Origin of the sequence: Caulobacter sp. 602-1, from assembly GCF_003931565.1 — a bacterium.
GTDB lineage: Bacteria > Pseudomonadota > Alphaproteobacteria > Caulobacterales > Caulobacteraceae > Caulobacter.
The window spans coordinates 324,184-339,226 of sequence record NZ_RRYI01000005.1; the positions used below are offsets into that span (position 1 = coordinate 324,184).

Consider the following 15,043-nt stretch of genomic DNA (forward strand, 5'->3'; position numbering starts at 1 on the left):
GCTCGAAGCGCGGCGAACTCTCAGACGTGTGCGGCCCTGATGGTCGGTAGCGACGCTGACCGCAGAATCTGTGGATTGAAGCTGTTCCTGACGCCAGCGAGGTTCTGATGTTCGAGTTGGCTGGATGCCACCGACCCTGAAGGCCCCCGGAAGAACTGCCAAAACAGCGGGCGTCTAGATGGCTTGGTCGCTCGTCTCTCTCGCCACCAGGCTAAGCAGGGCGCGCTTTAGCTTATGGTTCTCAATCTCCAGCCGGCGCAGCCGGTCCGCCTCCGGTTCGTCTGGCGCGCCGCTGGGTTCGGTGACAAGGTTGTCCCGGCTCGTGGCGAACCGCAGCGCCAGAGCGATGGGCGGTGCGTCCGCGAAAAGATAGCCGCGTCCGGGGATATTCTTGATGCGGTCTCCGTCCGGACCAAGGATCCGCCGCAGCCCACCGATCTGGTAGCGCAGGTTGCTCTCGTCGACGATCGTCGTCGGCCAAACAGCCTGCATGAGGTCGGCGCGCTCGACGATCCGGCCGCGGGCGCGCAGCAGTGTCGACAGAAGGTCGAAGGCGCGGGCGCCGATTTCGACGGGCTCGCCGGCGCGCAGAAGCACACGCGCTCGCTCATGGAGCTCGAAATCCCCAAAGCTTAGCGGCGCTGCGCCAAATTCCGAAACGCCCGGAGATGGCCCCCCGCCGGCTTGCGCCGCATGGCCCCATCCCCCTTCGATGCGCGCTGGGTATCCCGCCATGTCGCAACTCCTGAGACTTGCTCGCGCAACCACGCGTCTGGCGAAAGCCAAGCGGACCTTCCGCGTTCTCGCCAGGACGCCAAGGTGAACGATCGCGGGGCGCCGGGACAGTTTCGTGTTGTTCAAAGGTGTTCAGCGGCGTTTGTCATCCAACATTCAAGGGCTCGAGACTATTGGAGGCGAGCGCCCAGAATGTCCTGGCTCCAGGCCCACAGACGCTCGGCGCTTTCCCCGTCCATGGCGTAGCCCCGCACGCCGTATTCGGCGTCTTGGCGTTCGACGACGTCGGCCACGCGGCAGGTTTCGCAATAGCGCCCGCCGATCGCGGCGGCCGATGCGACGACGCCGCACCAGACTGTCGTGGCCGCTGCTTGCCCTATGGTGCGGCCGGTGCTTGGGCCGTTCGACTTGTCGAACGGTCCTGGGTTGGCGGCCATCGCCCTTATCCCTTTGTCTCGGTGGCGACGGTCGAATTCGAGGGCCAACAGCACGTTGGCGGTCTTGGAGCGCGCATGCGCGGTGCGACCGTCAAACGGCGTGGATCGAAAGCTTGGGTCATCGAGGTCGAGGTCGGCCAGCCGGTGGGCTTCGGAGGAGACCATGACCAGCCTTGCGCCTGGGGATAGCAGGGGGGTGATCTGCTGGACGAGCGCGAAATGGCCAAGATGGTTGATCCCCATGTGGAGCTCGACGCCGTGGGCGGTCGAATAGCTGTCGGTCCTCACGGCGGCGTGGGCGATCACCAGGTCGAAGGCGCGGCCCTCCCGCCCTAGGCGGTCGGCGCAGCGATCGATCGAAGCCAGGGACGCAAGATCAAGCCGCGTCAGGGCGATGTCGCCACGTCCAGGGAATAAGGCGTCAACCCCATTACCCGGACAGCGCGTCGCGCCAACGACGCTGGCCCCCCGCGCGGCGAGGGCGCGCGCCGTTTCCGCGCCCAGCGCGGAGGTGACGCCCGTGACAAGGACCCGACGGCCGCGCAGGTCCACATGCTGAAGGATATCGTCCGCCGTCGCCTCCGGTCCGAACTCGCTCATTGTGTCCTGTCCTAGCGGCAGACGGGTGAGAGTTCGGCGGATCGGACGCGCGGTCTTGTAAATTTGGGCGCCAGCAATGGCCGTGCATCGTCTTGAAAAGCGCTGCCTTGCAGGACGTGAGCGTGCATGAAAAAGCTATTGTTGGTCGAACAATGATCGTCAGGGACGCTGCATGACCGGCTACCCGCATCGAAAGCAGCGCGCTGGCGGCGCTCGCGGGAGGGCGATCGGGTGGCGATCGGGGATTTGGATCGCGGTCGCTCTATCGGCCCCGAAGTGGCCAACGCCTGCCCAGGCTCAGGCGCTGACCGAGGTGATCGTCACCGCTCAGCGGCGCGATGAAGACCTGCAGCGTGTGCCCCTGACCATCGATGTCGTCGGTCGCCAGGACCTGCGGACCGCCGGGGTGGCGTCGATCGCGGAGCTGCCGCGGGCGGTTCCGGGGCTTGTCATCACCCGCACGCCCGGCACGCCCAGTCTGTACATCCGCGGGGTGGGAACGACGAATGGCGCGACCGGCGAGGAGGGCAGCAACGCGGTCTATGTCGATGGCGTCTATCTCGCGTCGCTGAACGCAACGATCTTCCAGTTCAACGACGTCGAGCGGATCGAAGTCCTGAAAGGACCTCAAGGAACGCTTTTTGGGCGCAACGCCACGGGCGGCCTCCTCAATGTGATCACCCGAGACCCGACATCCGCCCCGCGCCTGGAGACCCGGTTCACCTACGGTGACTATGGCGCAGTATCGGCGTCGGCTTACGGCACGTCGGCCCTCGCCGACGGACTGTCCGCCAATATCGCGACGACGCATGTCAGTCAGCGGCGCGGATGGGGACGCAACCTCCTGACCGGAGACGAGATCTATCGGGGATGGTCGGGCGGCGCTCGCGCCAAGCTGCTCTGGGACGCAACGCCGAAATGGCGGCTGCTGCTGTCGGTGGACCATGCGCGGCAGAAGGACAGCTTCAGCGCGCCTCGAACCATTGTCCCGGGGGGCGTCAACAGCGCCGGCGGTGGCTATCTGGGCGCGCCGTACTGGGTCCGCAACAATGTTGCGACGCCCTGGAGTTTTCTGAGGAGTTCGGGCGCGAGCCTGCGCGTCGAGCATGACCTGGGTTGGGCGACACTGGTCAGCCTCACGGCGCGCCGCACGTCGGACGCGCTCAACGTCTATGATCAAGACGGCTCGGAGATCGACCTCGCCACCATCGAATATCGACAGGCGGATCGGCAAGCGAGCGAGGAAATCCATTTGAAGTCGCCGGACGACGCGCGGGTGCAGTGGATCGCCGGACTGTTCTTTCTCGATCTTGAGGCGCTTCAGCAGCCGCTGGCGATCACCGGCGCCGCCAGCGCCGCGGCGGGGGGCAAGCTCAGCCGGTACGGTGATTTGCGGACACGCTCGCGGGCGGCCTTCGCCCAGCTGACCGCCCCGATAGGGCCTCGCACGCGCGCCACGATTGGCCTGCGCTACACAAGCGACAAGCGCCGACTGGTGGGACGCGAGGTGCTCGCCGTGGGCCCGGACACCAACCTGGTCGACAGGACCGAAACCTATGACGACCCGACCTACCGTCTGGCGCTCGACCATCGTCTGTCTTCGGGTGTGACTGTCTATGCGAGCTACAACACCGGATTGAAGAGTGGCGCCTTCAACCTTTCCAATCTCGCCAATCCGCCCGTTCGGCCCGAAAAGCTCGCCGCCGACGAAGTTGGGTTGCGCTCCGAATTTCTGGACCGAAGACTGCGGCTGAACCTGTCGGCCTGGCGCTACAGGTACAAGGACATTCAACTGGTCCAGTCGGTGCTTGGCCGGTCCCTTTTGCTCAACGCGGCGGCGGCGCGCCTCCATGGCCTGGACGCGGATGTCGAACTCAGGATCAGTCGGGACCTCAGCATTCGAAGCGACGTGAGCCTCATTCGCGGCCGGTACGTGGATTTTCCGGGGGCGCCTGCCACCTTGCGCAATCCGGTGGACCCGACCCGGTTGCCCCCAGGCTATTTCTGCTCGCCGCCCTTCGCGACGACGCAAGGCGGCAATAAGGCCTGTTCGCTTGTGAACGCGCGCGGCAACGGAACGATCAGGACGCCGGACGCGACTGTCTCGACGACGATCGATTACAGGCGGGCGGTTTCGTTCGGCGCCGTGGGCGGGCGCGTCAGCTACTACTACAATTCCGGCTTTTTTTACGAAGCCGATAATCGCTTGAGGGAGCCGGCCTATGACCTGGTAAGCGCCGAAGCTTACGTCGCGCTGGGGCAGGATCGCGTCAAACTCGGGCTCTGGGTGACGAACCTCCTGGACGAGCGACACAACATCAACATCTCGTCTGCCGTCAGCGATAACTTCACGCCCGATCGTCCAAGGATGATCGGGATCAGGGCGGAGATGGCGTTCTAGGCTCGAGCGGCCGGAGCGGCGCTTCTTGCGCTTTCGAGCAAGGCCCGGGCATCGCGCAAATCTTGCGTCTCGTGACCTTCCGTGAAGCGCTCATAGACCTCCCCGAGCATCGTCTCGGCGGCCGCCCGCTGGTTTTGCGCCATCAGAAATTTGGCCAGGCTGCGGGCGATGCGAAGCTCCCACGACAGGGCGCCGACCTGGCGGGCCAGATCCTTGCCGGCCGTGGCCACCGCCACGCAATCTTCGCGCGCGTCGGGCCCCAACGCCCAAAGCGCCTCCGCCTTCAGGCGCATCAGTTCGGGCTGGAGATTGCTGTAGCCGAGATGGTCGAGCGTGGGTTCCAGGCGCGCCAGACAGGCCAGCGCCTTGTCGAAATCGCCCGCCCGGGCGTGCGCATCGGCCAAGCTGGCCCCGATGCGCAGGACCAGTTGGGGATTGCCGGCGAGGTCGATCTGCCCGGTCAAAGAGTCGACCGCCTGGGACCTGTTCCCGCGTTCCAATTCGGTGATCGCCCGGGCGAACTGCATGTAGGGACGAGACTTGAAGTCGGCGCGCGACATCGCACCGCGCTCCACCTCATCGAGATGGGGCAGCAGTTTGCCGAGGTCTCCGCGGTACCAGAACACGTTTGTCGTCCAGATAACCGCGTCGCAGAGAATATCGAAGCTGTTGGATTCAGCGGCCAGCGCCAGGCAACGCTCCGCCGCGGACAGCGCCTGGTCGGGCCGCCCGACATACCAGAGCGCCACGGAATGCATGCCTCGGCAATGGGCCGCGATGCCCTGGTCGAGCACGCCGAGCTCTTCAGGCCCCACGCTCGCAAACAGCGCAAGCGCCATTTCGGCATGCTGGATGGACTGGTGCAGGCGGCCAAAGGCGAAATGATAGAGGGCGCGGTCAGACGCATCGATCGCTTGCGAGGCGATGTCGTGGTCCAAGCCTGCGCCCGCCCGCTCGGCCATGTCGGCCTTGAGCAGGGGATTATGGAAGTCCGTGAGGCGCGACATGAAATAGAGCGCCCGTGTTTTCTCGCGCACCATGCCGAGCTTCTCGGACAGCTCGACGGTCCGCGCCAGACTCGAGGTCAAAGCGCCTGTCAGCGCGGGACGCATCGACTGGCCGAACGCCAGCGCCTGGGACGTCGCAGCCTGCAAGGCGAGCTCCTGGAGGCCGCCGCGCTGGTCGGAGGCGAGCTTTTCAAGAGCGATCCTCGACCAGTGCAACACCTCTTCGGACAGCGACAGCGCCAGAAAGAACGGCGGCGACAGGGCGGCGAGGTCCTGCGCCAACTCGAGATCTCCGGACGGCGAAAAGCTCCAGTCGAGCGCCGAGCGGACATTGGCCAGATTGTCGTTCAGCCCGTCCAGCGCCGCCTTGGCGTGAACGTTGGTCGGGGCGCGGCGCAGGTAGTCTCGGATATAGCGTGCGTGAGCCAGTCCGTTCGCGCGGGCCTGGCCAAGCTCTGAGGCGCGCTCGCTGGCGAAGGTCCGCGTGATGTCGAGCAGTCGATATCGCGGCTCTCCGTCCTGAAAATCGAGATTCAGGAGAGATTTCGAGACCAGGGCGTGGACGGCTTCGAGCGCCAAGGCCTCGGAGAAGGGCGGGTCGGCCTGGCCAAGAAGTCCCGTGGCGTCTCGCAAGCCGAACCGTCCGACAAAGGCGGAGAGCCGGCAGAGCGAGAGGCGCTCGTTGTCGCCGAGCAAGTCATAGCTCCAGCCCAACGTTGCGCGAAGGCTGCTCTGTCTGGCGGGAGCGGAGGGACCGGCGGTCCAGGTCATGCTCAGCCGGTGATCCAGCTGTCGGGCGACCTCCGGCAGGCCAAAGGACGACACGCGGCTGGCGGCGAGTTCGATCGCCAGAGGGACGCCGTCCAACCGCTGGCAGATCTGCGCCGCGGTGAGAACATCCTGCTCGACGATGCGTCTGCCGGGACTGAGCGAGACCATGCGGTCGAGAAGCAGGCGAACGGCGGGGAAGTCGCGGGCCCGGTCGGGGTCTACGGCCGCCTCCTGATCGGGAGTCTCCAGCGGGGGTAGGGCGATAACCCACTCGCCCGGAATACGCAGGGCTTCGCGGCTGGTGGCCAGGATGGTCACCCCTGGGGCCTGCCCCGCGATGCGGCTGGCCCAATGCGCCGCCGCCGCGATGATGTGTTCGCAATTGTCGAAGACGAGCACGCACGATTGCGTCGCCAGGAACGTCAGCAGCCGGTCCCCTTCGAGATGGTTCAAACGCAAGCCCACGGCCGCGCCGATCACGGTCGGCAGGAAGCCGGCTTCGGTCGCCAAGGTGAGGTCGACAAAGTGGGCGGCGCGTTGGTCGCCCTCGATCAGGTGATGCGCCACTGCCGCGGCCACGCTGGTCTTGCCGATCCCGCCCGGGCCGACGAGGGTGACGACCCGTCGATGATCCAGCTGTTCGATCACCGCCTTGATCACGGCGTCGCGACCGGTCAGGGCGGTATGGTTGCGCCCACGGGGCGGCGGCATCTCGGGTGCGGCGGTGTCGAGCTCCGCCTCGGCGCTTTCGGGTCGCGCACGTTCGGTGAAGACGTAGCCCCTTCCCGGAACGCTGACGATGAAGCGTTTGCTGTCGCCCAGGGCCTTGCGCAGGGCGCTGAGCTGGACACGCAGGACGCCGTCCGAAATGGCCGTGGCCGGCCAGACCCGGGCCAGCAGCTCGCGATGCGAGATCACCGTGCCGGCGTGCTCGACGAGCGCGACCAGAAGATCGAAGGCTCGCCCGCCCAGGACGATCTCGCCCATGGGGCCCTCGAACGTCCGCGCCGCCGGGTTTAGCCGAAAGTCGCCGAAGACCAGTGGGCCCGCGACGGGGGATGAGGGCGCATCTAGGGTGGACGGCCTGGGCGGCTGGTCGCCTCCGCCAAGTCCATCAAGATCATTGATGTCGCGCCCGCTGGGCATAAGGCAATTTTCCGAACGGCCTAGACTTTTTCTGAGCGCAATCCGCGATTGCGCCCTAACGACAGTCAACGCAAAGCTTTACGGCCCGGTTTTTGACGGCAATGCTCAATTTTCCGAGCGAAACTCGCGTCAAAATCCAACCCGTCCGCTAACTCGTCCAAGGATAACTTAGGTCGCTCGCGTCGTCCTCCCCCAGCGTGCGGAGTTCACGTCCATTCCCGTTATTTCACCTTGTTTCCCACGGACGTCTGTTGACCGGGCGGGAGGTGTTGCCGAACGTTCACTCGACGCAAGCGGGCTATCGTTCGCATTGACAGCATGCGCTCAGGGCTCGCGCTGGGTCGTCCTGGACGACGACACGCCAGCCGGCCCTGACGCAAGCGACGGAGCCTTGGGAGGATGGGGGCGGTGCGGGGAAGCGATGCTCATGCAGCGATCGAACCATCGGGCCGTGCGCTCGGGCCTTCTGCGCGCGCCCTGGCGACCCTGACCATTCTGCTGCTTTTGGTCGTCCTGTCCTATGTCGACCGCATGGTGATCGTCCTGATGGTCGATCCCATCAAGGCCGACCTGGGCCTTACGGACGTGCAGATCAGCGTGGTCCAGGGGCTTTCGTTCGCCCTGGGCTTTAGTCTGGCCGGGTTTCCGCTCGCCTGGATCGCCGATCGGACGTCGCGCAACGGCGTGATCTTCGCGGGCGTGATCCTCTGGTCCGCGTCGACGATCTCCGCGGCCTTCGTCCAAAACTACGAGCAGCTGCTCGTCGCTCGTGTCCTGGTCGGGGTCGGAGAAGCCGCCTTGGCGCCCGCGGCCTTCAGCATCGTGGCCGATCTTTTTCGGCGGGGAGGCATGGGCCTGGCCACCGGCGTCCTCGGCGCGGGCGCGCCCATCGGGGCCGCCATGGCGGTCTATGCCGGAGGTCAACTGCTGGCCCAGGCGCACGGACTGCCTGACTTCACCTTCTTTGGCGCAGAGTCGCAGGTGGCTTGGCGAAAGGTGTTCGTCATGGTCGGCGCGCCAGGCCTGATCCTGGCGCTGCTCGTGTTTCTGATCCCGTCGCATCGACGCGAAGAGGGGCCCGGTGAAGGACGCGGTGGTCTCAGGGCCTATGGTCGCTGGCTCGGCGGAAGCTGGATCTTCGTCCTGGGTTTATCCTTTGCCGGCATTCAGCTCGGCATCGCCGCCTACGCCGTCGCCAGTTGGACGCCGACGTTCTTGTCTCGCCAATTCGAGGTGGACGCGGGCGACATCGGATCGAGACTGGGTCTTCTCCAGTTGGCGGCCGGCGTCTGCGGCTATCTCGCAAGCGGTGCGATCATCGACACCCTGATCGCCCGAGGGGTAATCAACGCCGGCTACCGATACCTAACGGTCGTCGCCGCCGTGCTCCTGGCGTTGGGACCGGTCATTTTTCTGGTCGCGGGCAAGGACGCGGCCTTCGCCCTGATCGGGCTGTTCTATCTGGTCATACCCTATAATGCCGCGATCATGGCGACGCTCAGCCAGGCGGTCCCGGACCGGTTCCGCAGCCGCACGATCGCCCTGGTGACCTCGGCGATGACCTTGGCGTCCATGGCCGTTGGTCCCAGCAGCGTCGCCATGCTCACCGATCTTGTCTTCGCCGATCCCAAGAAGGTCGGCTGGTCGCTCTCCATCGTTTTGGGCGTCTGCCTTCCGCTTGCCCTCTTGTCCCTGGGTTTGAGCTGGCGGGCCGGCGCACGGGCGATCCATGAACAACGCGGATCCGGCGCGTAACCGCAATCTGAGGCAGCGTCACCCGCGTAGGGCTCGGCCATTCGAAGACCCTTCCGTCCAATTCAAGGCGTGAGGCGCCGCCCAGTATCGCGCTCGTAATTTGCAATCACGAGCAACGCCTATGTCCGCCACCATGAAGGTTCTCGTTCTGGAAGAAGCCCAGGGCGCGTTCCGCCTCCTCGAAACCCAGCGACCGACCCCGGGGCCCGGCGAGGTGCTCGTGCATGTCGTCGCCAGCGGCGTGAACCCGCTCGACCTCAAGATCCGGGCCGGCGAGGCGGCCCACGCCCGTCACGCCGCCCCCGCGGTGCTGGGGCTGGATCTTTCCGGCGTTGTCGAGGCGGTCGGCGACGACGTCCTGGATTTCGAGCCGGGCGATCGTGTGTTCGGCATGACCGGTGGCGTTGGCGGGGTGCAAGGCTCTCTGGCGACCCACGCCGTTGTCGACCAGCGCCTCCTGGCCCTGGCTCCCGATGGTCTGGACCTTCGCGAAGCCGCCGCCCTGCCTCTGATCAGCATCACCGCCTGGGAGGGTCTGGTTGATCGCGCCGGGGTGCGGTCGGGCCAACGAGTGCTCGTCCTGGGCGGCGCCGGCGGGGTCGGCCACGTGGCCATCCAGATCGCGCGCAGCTTCGGCGCCCGGGTCTGGGCCGTGGATGCGCCGGAAAAGGCTCCAGTCATCGAGAGCCTGGGCGCCACCGCGATCAGCCGCGACCAGACGGTCGACGACTACTTGGCGGCGCATACGGATGGAGAGGGCTTCGATCTCGTCTACGACACGGTCGGCGGTCCGGTGCTGGACCAGGCCTTCAAGTCGGTTCGCAGGTTCGGCCACGTCGTCAGCTGCTTGGGATGGGGCACGCATGCGCTGGCGCCGCTGTCCTTCAAGGCGGCGACCTATTCGGGGGTGTTCACCCTGTTGCCGCTGCTGACCGGCGTTGGCCGGGAGCGTCACGGGGAGATCCTCCGCGAGGTCGCCCGCCTGGCCGACCTGAAGTTGCTCAAGCCGATCGTTGATCCGACCCGGTTCAGTCTCGCCGAAGCCGACGCGGCCCACCAATGGCTCGCCGAGCGACGCGCCAGCGGCAAGGTGGTCGTCGAGATCCAGGCCTGATCACGCCTTCCCCAGAAGCAAAACCTAGGAGACCACAATGCCCTTCGTGAACGTCAAGTTGGTCGAGGGCGTTTTCACGCCCGAGCAAAAGCACGAGATGGCCGCGGCCCTTACCGACGTCATGGTCCGGTTCGAGGGATCCGAGGCCTTTCGCGAGGTCGTGTGGGTGCTGATCGAGGAGCTCCATCCCGACGGCTGGCACATCGGCGGGCGGCCGTTCCAAGGTCCAAGGTCACTGCAGGAAACTCTCAACAAGTCCGCCGCCATGGCGGCCACGATCAAGGGACATCCGACGACACGGGCCGAATGGGCGGACGCCGCGCCGCTCGCCCCTCAGGGCTGAACGGGCGGCTGGGCGGCCACGACCGGGCCGCCCAGCCGCTGCGCAATGAAGTCGATCAGGGCGAGCGTCTTGCGCGGCGGCCGCTGACCGGGCGGCCGAAGCGCGAAGATGCCGACCGGGGGCATCGGGTGAGCGGGCAACAACGCTCGAAGCGCGCCCGACGCGATGTGTTCGTCTACCAGGAAGGCGGGCAGCAAGGCGATGCCGATGCCCTCCAAGGCCGCGGCCGCCAAGGCCGACCCACTATCGGCCTTGAACCGTCCCTGGGGCTTGATCGTGACCTCCTTGGACCCGTCGCGCAGGCGCCACGCCTCGTGACCCTGCAACAAAGCCTCGTGACCGAGCAGATCCTGCGGCCTCGCCGGCGCGGGATGCCGCCGCAAATAGTCGGGACTGGCCACGAGTCGCGCTTCGATCTGCCCGATGCGTCGTGCGATGAGGCTGGAGTCGGCCAGGACGCCGATCCGCACCGCCGCATCGAAGCCCTCGCCGGCCAGGTCGACGAAGCGGTCGGTATAAGCGGTGTAGAGCTCCAGGCGCGGGTGCTGCGCCGCGAACCGCGCCAGCACCGGCGCGAGCACGGCGCCGAAGGACAGGGGCGCCGCCAGTCGGAGCCGGCCCCGCAGGTCCGAGCCGGCGCTGAGCGCGTCGCAGGCCGCCTCCAGTTCTCCCAAGGCTCTTGCGGCGTGGTCACGCAACAGGTCGCCGGCTTCCGTCGCCATCGCGCCGCGCGCGGTGCGCGTCAGCAGCTTGGCGCCGACCAGCTCTTCCAGGCGAGCGAGCCGGCGACTGACGATCGACTTGGCCAGGCCCAGGCGCCGCGCGGCGGGTGTCACGCCACCGGCCTCGATCACGGCGAGGAAGACGCGCAAGTCGTCGGTGTCCATTCAGCGTTCCATTTTCAGCAACGGGCCGTCGCGAAAACGCGGGCTGCCCGACCGCCATCCGAAACGACATCTAGGGGGCGCAAAAGGAGAAAGCCATGCCGAACGTTCTGGCCATCAACAGCAGCATCACTCCGGACTCGGTCTCGCGGGCGCTCGTGGAGGACGTGATCGCCGCGCTCGAGCAGGTCGATGGACCGCTGTCGGTCACCCGGCGCGACCTGGGCGCCGAGCCGATCCCCCACTTGACGGCCGCGACCCTGGCCGGCGTGCGCGGCGTACCCCAGTCCGTGGCCGAGCTGGCGACCCGGGCGCTCTCCGACGCGCTGATCGCCGAGCTGCGCGCGGCCGACGCCATCATCCTGGGCTCGCCCATGTACAACTTCGGCATCGCCACGCCCTTGCGCGCCTGGTTTGACCACGTCATCCGCGCCGGAGAGACCTTCAGCTATGACAGTGGCGCGCCGACGGGCCTGATCACCGGCAAGCGCGTCATCGTCGTCGAGAGCCGGGGCGGACAGTATACCGCCACGCCGAACGCTTCGGCCGACTTTCAGGAACCCTATCTGCGCCATCTGCTGTCTTTCATCGGCATGACGGACGTGACCTTTGTTCGGGCGGAGGGGGTGGCGTTTGGCCCCGCGGCGCGGACTGAAGCCCTCGAAGGCGCCCGGTCGGACATCGCGGCGCTTGTCCGCCAGTTCAACGCCGCGGCCTGAGCCCGGCCTTCGTCAGCGCGCAGACATCCAATCGCCGCCCGGCCGCCGAGATCATAGTCGCGTTACGGACGCCTCCCCCCGGGGCGTTCGTGGGCCGCTCCGCCCGTCTCCTCCCCCTGTCCGGCGGAGCGGCCTCCCTCCCGACATAACCGCCGCCCGCCCTCGCGGCCCGCCGATAGCAAAGCGCGCTCGGAGCCCTAAGCTCCGAGCGCGCTGTTTGCATCTGCGTGTCCTACGCGGGTTTCGCCGCGTGACCGCACGCCGTGTCGCCGAAGTCAGGCCGCGCGGCGGGGCGCAAGGCGCGAGCGCCGCCACGCGGCGGGGGTCTCGCCGCGCAGCCGGCGGAAGATCCGCGTCATATGCGATTGGTCGTAGAGGCCGCAGCTCACCGCGATCTGGGCCAAGGCCTCGTTGGTGTCGCGGAGCATGACGCAAGCCTGCTCGATCCGTCGCTCGACGACGTAGACGTGCGGTGAAACGCCGAAGCTGCCGTTGAAGGCCTTGGTGAAATAGCGGGGTTTGAGCCCGACGACCGCGGCCAGATCCGGCACGCGCAAGGCGCCCGACAGATTGGCCGCGACGAAGGCCTCGATACGCCGCGCCTGCCAAGGCGCAAGGGCGGGACGATGGGCACGGGCTGCGCTTTCGGAGCCATATCGCACGGCGGCGCTAGGTGTGCTCGCGACCCCGGCGATCGGGCGAAGGAACCTAGGGGCGTAATGGGTTTGCATGGGGGACGTTCCCGGAGCCGGGCTTGACGCCGACAGGCCAAGCATCGCTCCGGGGTTGACTGGACGCATGCCAGACGCCGTTAGGCGGCGTGAGACGTCGAGGCTTCGGAGGCGATCGAGACCACCACCTTGCCGAACGGCCCCTTCCGCAGATGCTCGAAGGCCTGCGGGACATCGGAGAACCCGTACAGGCCATCGATCTGCGGCTTCAGGGACAGGTTGTCGACCGCCCGCACCAGGTCTTCCAGGGCGCGCCGATGCCCCACGGCGATCGCCGCCAGCGTGGCTCTCTTGTAGAGCAGGGGCACGATGGGCGCGCGCATCTGCGCGTCGTCCAGAAGGCCGATCAGCGAAACGCGGCCGCCCAGCGCCACGGCCTCGAGCGATCGCGCCAGATTGTCGCCTCCCGCCATTTCGAGCACGTGATCGGCCCCGCGGCCGCCCGTGATCTCCAGGACCGTCCTTTGCCATTCCGGCTCCAGGACGCGGTTGATCACGTGGTCGGCCCCCAAGGCCATCGCGCGTTTGAGCTTGATGTCGCTGCTGGATGTCACGATGACCCGCGCGCCGTGCGCACGGGCCAGCTGCAGGGCGAAGATCGACACGCCGCCTGTTCCTTGGACGACGATGGTCTGGCCGGCGTGCAGCCGACCTTCCTCGACCAGCGCGAACCAAGCCGTCGAGCCGGCCACAGGCAACGTGCTCGCGCCGGCGGCGTCAAGGCTGGTCGGCGCGCGGACCAGCTGGGCGGCGGGAATGACCGCGAACTCGGCCAGGCGGCCGAGGACCGGCACGGCGTTGGCGTCCTGCGGCGGACGCCCGTCGATCCAATCGGTGTTGTCCGCATCAATCACACGGTCACCGACCGCGACCCGGGTGACCTGCGGCCCGACCGCGACCACCTCGCCGGCGATGTCGGATCCGGGCACGGGCGGCCCCGAAGGCGCGGCGAGTTCACCGTCCAGCATGGCGATGTCGCGGTAATTCAGCGACACGGCGTCAATCCTGACCAAGGCTTCGCCCGGGCCGGGCGTGGGCTGGGCGGTCGACGTGAGCTCGAAGGTCGGGGCTTGCCCCGGCCGCGCCTCCCACTGGCGCATGCTCTCCCCGGCCATCACGCGATCTCCTGACGCACGCCGTCGCGGGCCGCACGCTCGATGGCCGCCAGCAGCTGATGGCGACGCACGGCGTAGGCGAAGTCGGGGACCGTGACCTCACCCGTCGTCAGGTCGTGGGCGATGGCCGCGTAGGCCCGCAAGGTGTTGGCGCCGAACCCCTCCGCCGCGCCAGCCTCGCCATCGCGGTAGGCAGCCGGCAAAGCCAGTTCCGACATTCGGGGCGTCTCACCCCAGGCGCCCTCGATCTTGAGGTCGGCCACCTGGAAGTTGCCGAACTCGGCGGTGATGGCCAGGTCGCCTTGCGTGCCGTTGATCTCCCAACGGAGATTGGGACCGCGGACCGCGCCGCCGCGATAGAGCACCGACGCCACTGCGCCGTCCGCCAGGATTCCACTCACGGCGATGTGGTCTGGCGAGGAGGCTTCCACCGTCTCCTCGGTGTCTCCGACGCGGACGCGTGGGCGACCGATGGCGGATGTGGCGTCGATTGTCCGGAAATCACCCAGCGTGAAGGTCAGCGCTTCGAGGGCGTGCAGGAGGGCCACGGGGCCAACGCCCGCGCCCGCCCGGTGGTCGAGCGTATAGGCGAAGTTCGGCGGGATCGCATCGCCCCAGATCATGCCCGAGCCGACCAGCGAGGTGGAGAGCACCCGGCCAAGCGCGCCGGATGCGATCAGGTCACGGGCATAGCGGACCTGGGGCGCGAAGCGCGCCTGCAGGCCAATGAAAGTGCGCACGCCCGCGGCCTGGGCCAGGGCCGCGAGAGCCTCGGCCTGGGCCAGATCCACACCGAGCGGCCATTCGGTCAACACCATCTTGCCGGCGGCCAGCGCGGCCTTGGTCAGGGCGTAGTGGTCGGCCACCTTCACCGCGACCACGACGAGGTCGACGTCGGCCTGGTCGATCAGCGCCTGAGCGTTGTCGTAGGCCGGAACGCCCAAGGCCTCGGTGGCGGCCGCGGCCGAGGCCGGCGAGCTGGTCGCCACCGCGCGCAGGGCGAAGCCGGGCAGGGCCCGAAGGGCGGGAATGTGGGCGGCCATGGCCCATCCGGGGTTGCGGGGGCTGGCGCCGATGACGCCGACGCCGATGGGGGCGCGCGTTTGGGACATGTTTGCGATCTCCTGCCCGGGAAGGGCCAAGCCCGCAGGTAGGCCGCGGCGATGATCCGTGGGAGGCGCGTTTCTCGGAAGGAAGCCTTCCACCCTGCGGGAGGCCGCCGCTCGTCCAGGCTTCAGGTTTTCGGGAGGATGGTTCTCGCCCAGCGGCAGGGCGCTCGACGGTC

The 15,043-nt window shown here is 67.4% G+C and carries 12 protein-coding genes; 5 read left to right on the forward strand and 7 right to left on the reverse strand.

Annotation, left to right across the window (positions count from 1 at the left end):
• Positions 1-174: 174 nt before the first annotated feature.
• Together EIK80_RS16960 and EIK80_RS16965 are read right to left on the reverse strand one after the other, a co-directional pair.
• Complete coding sequence (locus EIK80_RS16960; protein WP_158624712.1) at positions 175-597, reverse strand: winged helix-turn-helix domain-containing protein; 423 nt, start codon at positions 595-597, stop codon at positions 175-177.
• A gap of 308 nt (positions 598-905) precedes the next feature.
• Positions 906-1,724: an SDR family NAD(P)-dependent oxidoreductase gene (locus EIK80_RS16965; RefSeq protein WP_233586755.1), complete on the reverse strand. Its 819-nt coding sequence runs from the start codon at positions 1,722-1,724 to the stop codon at positions 906-908.
• A gap of 220 nt (positions 1,725-1,944) precedes the next feature.
• Between EIK80_RS16965 and EIK80_RS16970 the strand changes: the two genes are divergently transcribed.
• Entirely contained in the window at positions 1,945-4,173 is a 2,229-nt protein-coding gene (locus EIK80_RS16970) for a TonB-dependent receptor (RefSeq protein ID WP_125158183.1), read from the forward strand.
• Here EIK80_RS16970 and EIK80_RS16975 read toward each other — a convergent pair.
• Positions 4,170-6,938, reverse strand: coding sequence for a winged helix-turn-helix domain-containing protein (locus EIK80_RS16975; RefSeq protein ID WP_158624713.1), 2,769 nt, complete (start codon positions 6,936-6,938; stop codon positions 4,170-4,172). The genes EIK80_RS16970 and EIK80_RS16975 overlap by 4 nt on opposite strands.
• 567 nt (positions 6,939-7,505) lie before the next feature.
• Here EIK80_RS16975 and EIK80_RS16980 point away from each other — a divergent pair.
• The 3 genes from EIK80_RS16980 (at position 7,506) to EIK80_RS16990 (ending at position 10,309) form a co-directional block, all read left to right on the forward strand.
• Positions 7,506-8,852 carry an MFS transporter gene (locus EIK80_RS16980; protein ID WP_158624714.1) on the forward strand — a complete coding sequence of 449 codons (1,347 nt, stop codon included), beginning with the start codon at positions 7,506-7,508 and terminating at the stop codon, positions 8,850-8,852.
• 121 nt (positions 8,853-8,973) lie between these two features.
• A complete protein-coding gene (locus EIK80_RS16985; protein WP_125158186.1) occupies positions 8,974-9,966 on the forward strand; it encodes a zinc-dependent alcohol dehydrogenase family protein in 993 nt (330 codons plus the stop codon).
• 37 nt (positions 9,967-10,003) lie between these two features.
• The gene (locus EIK80_RS16990) at positions 10,004-10,309 is read left to right on the forward strand and encodes a 4-oxalocrotonate tautomerase family protein (RefSeq protein ID WP_125158187.1); all 306 of its coding nucleotides are present in this window, start codon (positions 10,004-10,006) and stop codon (positions 10,307-10,309) included.
• On the opposite strand, the gene EIK80_RS16995 is transcribed toward EIK80_RS16990, so the two are convergent.
• On the reverse strand, positions 10,300-11,196 hold the full coding sequence (locus tag EIK80_RS16995; RefSeq protein WP_125158188.1) for a LysR family transcriptional regulator: 897 nt from the start codon (positions 11,194-11,196) through the stop codon (positions 10,300-10,302). The two genes, EIK80_RS16990 and EIK80_RS16995, sit on opposite strands and share 10 nt — an antisense overlap.
• Positions 11,197-11,291: 95 nt before the next feature.
• On the opposite strand from EIK80_RS16995, the gene EIK80_RS17000 reads away from it, so the two are divergent.
• Positions 11,292-11,912: an FMN-dependent NADH-azoreductase gene (locus EIK80_RS17000; protein WP_125158189.1), complete on the forward strand. Its 621-nt coding sequence runs from the start codon at positions 11,292-11,294 to the stop codon at positions 11,910-11,912.
• 275 nt (positions 11,913-12,187) lie between these two features.
• Here the strand turns inward: EIK80_RS17000 and EIK80_RS17005 are convergent, their stop codons facing one another.
• The 3 genes from EIK80_RS17005 to EIK80_RS17015 form a co-directional block, all read right to left on the reverse strand.
• Positions 12,188-12,643, reverse strand: a complete 456-nt coding sequence (locus EIK80_RS17005) for an AraC family transcriptional regulator (protein ID WP_158624715.1) — start codon at positions 12,641-12,643, stop codon at positions 12,188-12,190.
• 80 nt (positions 12,644-12,723) lie between these two features.
• Positions 12,724-13,758 carry an NAD(P)-dependent alcohol dehydrogenase gene (locus EIK80_RS17010; protein WP_125158191.1) on the reverse strand — a complete coding sequence of 345 codons (1,035 nt, stop codon included), beginning with the start codon at positions 13,756-13,758 and terminating at the stop codon, positions 12,724-12,726.
• Positions 13,758-14,870 carry a Gfo/Idh/MocA family protein gene (locus EIK80_RS17015; RefSeq protein WP_125158192.1) on the reverse strand — a complete coding sequence of 371 codons (1,113 nt, stop codon included), beginning with the start codon at positions 14,868-14,870 and terminating at the stop codon, positions 13,758-13,760. Before EIK80_RS17015 ends, EIK80_RS17010 begins: the two co-directional genes overlap by 1 nt.
• Positions 14,871-15,043: the final 173 nt, after the last annotated feature.

Coding starts and splice junctions, on each gene's coding strand:
- EIK80_RS17000 (WP_125158189.1), top strand. CDS start 11,292: ATGCCGAACGTTCTGGCCATCAACAGCAGCATCACTCCGGACTCGGTC.
- EIK80_RS17005 (WP_158624715.1), bottom strand. CDS start 12,643: ATGCAAACCCATTACGCCCCTAGGTTCCTTCGCCCGATCGCCGGGGTC.
- EIK80_RS16990 (WP_125158187.1), top strand. CDS start 10,004: ATGCCCTTCGTGAACGTCAAGTTGGTCGAGGGCGTTTTCACGCCCGAG.
- EIK80_RS16985 (WP_125158186.1), top strand. CDS start 8,974: ATGTCCGCCACCATGAAGGTTCTCGTTCTGGAAGAAGCCCAGGGCGCG.
- EIK80_RS16970 (WP_125158183.1), top strand. CDS start 1,945: ATGACCGGCTACCCGCATCGAAAGCAGCGCGCTGGCGGCGCTCGCGGG.
- EIK80_RS17015 (WP_125158192.1), bottom strand. CDS start 14,870: ATGTCCCAAACGCGCGCCCCCATCGGCGTCGGCGTCATCGGCGCCAGC.
- EIK80_RS16975 (WP_158624713.1), bottom strand. CDS start 6,938: ATGGGCGAGATCGTCCTGGGCGGGCGAGCCTTCGATCTTCTGGTCGCG.
- EIK80_RS17010 (WP_125158191.1), bottom strand. CDS start 13,758: ATGGCCGGGGAGAGCATGCGCCAGTGGGAGGCGCGGCCGGGGCAAGCC.
- EIK80_RS16995 (WP_125158188.1), bottom strand. CDS start 11,196: ATGGACACCGACGACTTGCGCGTCTTCCTCGCCGTGATCGAGGCCGGT.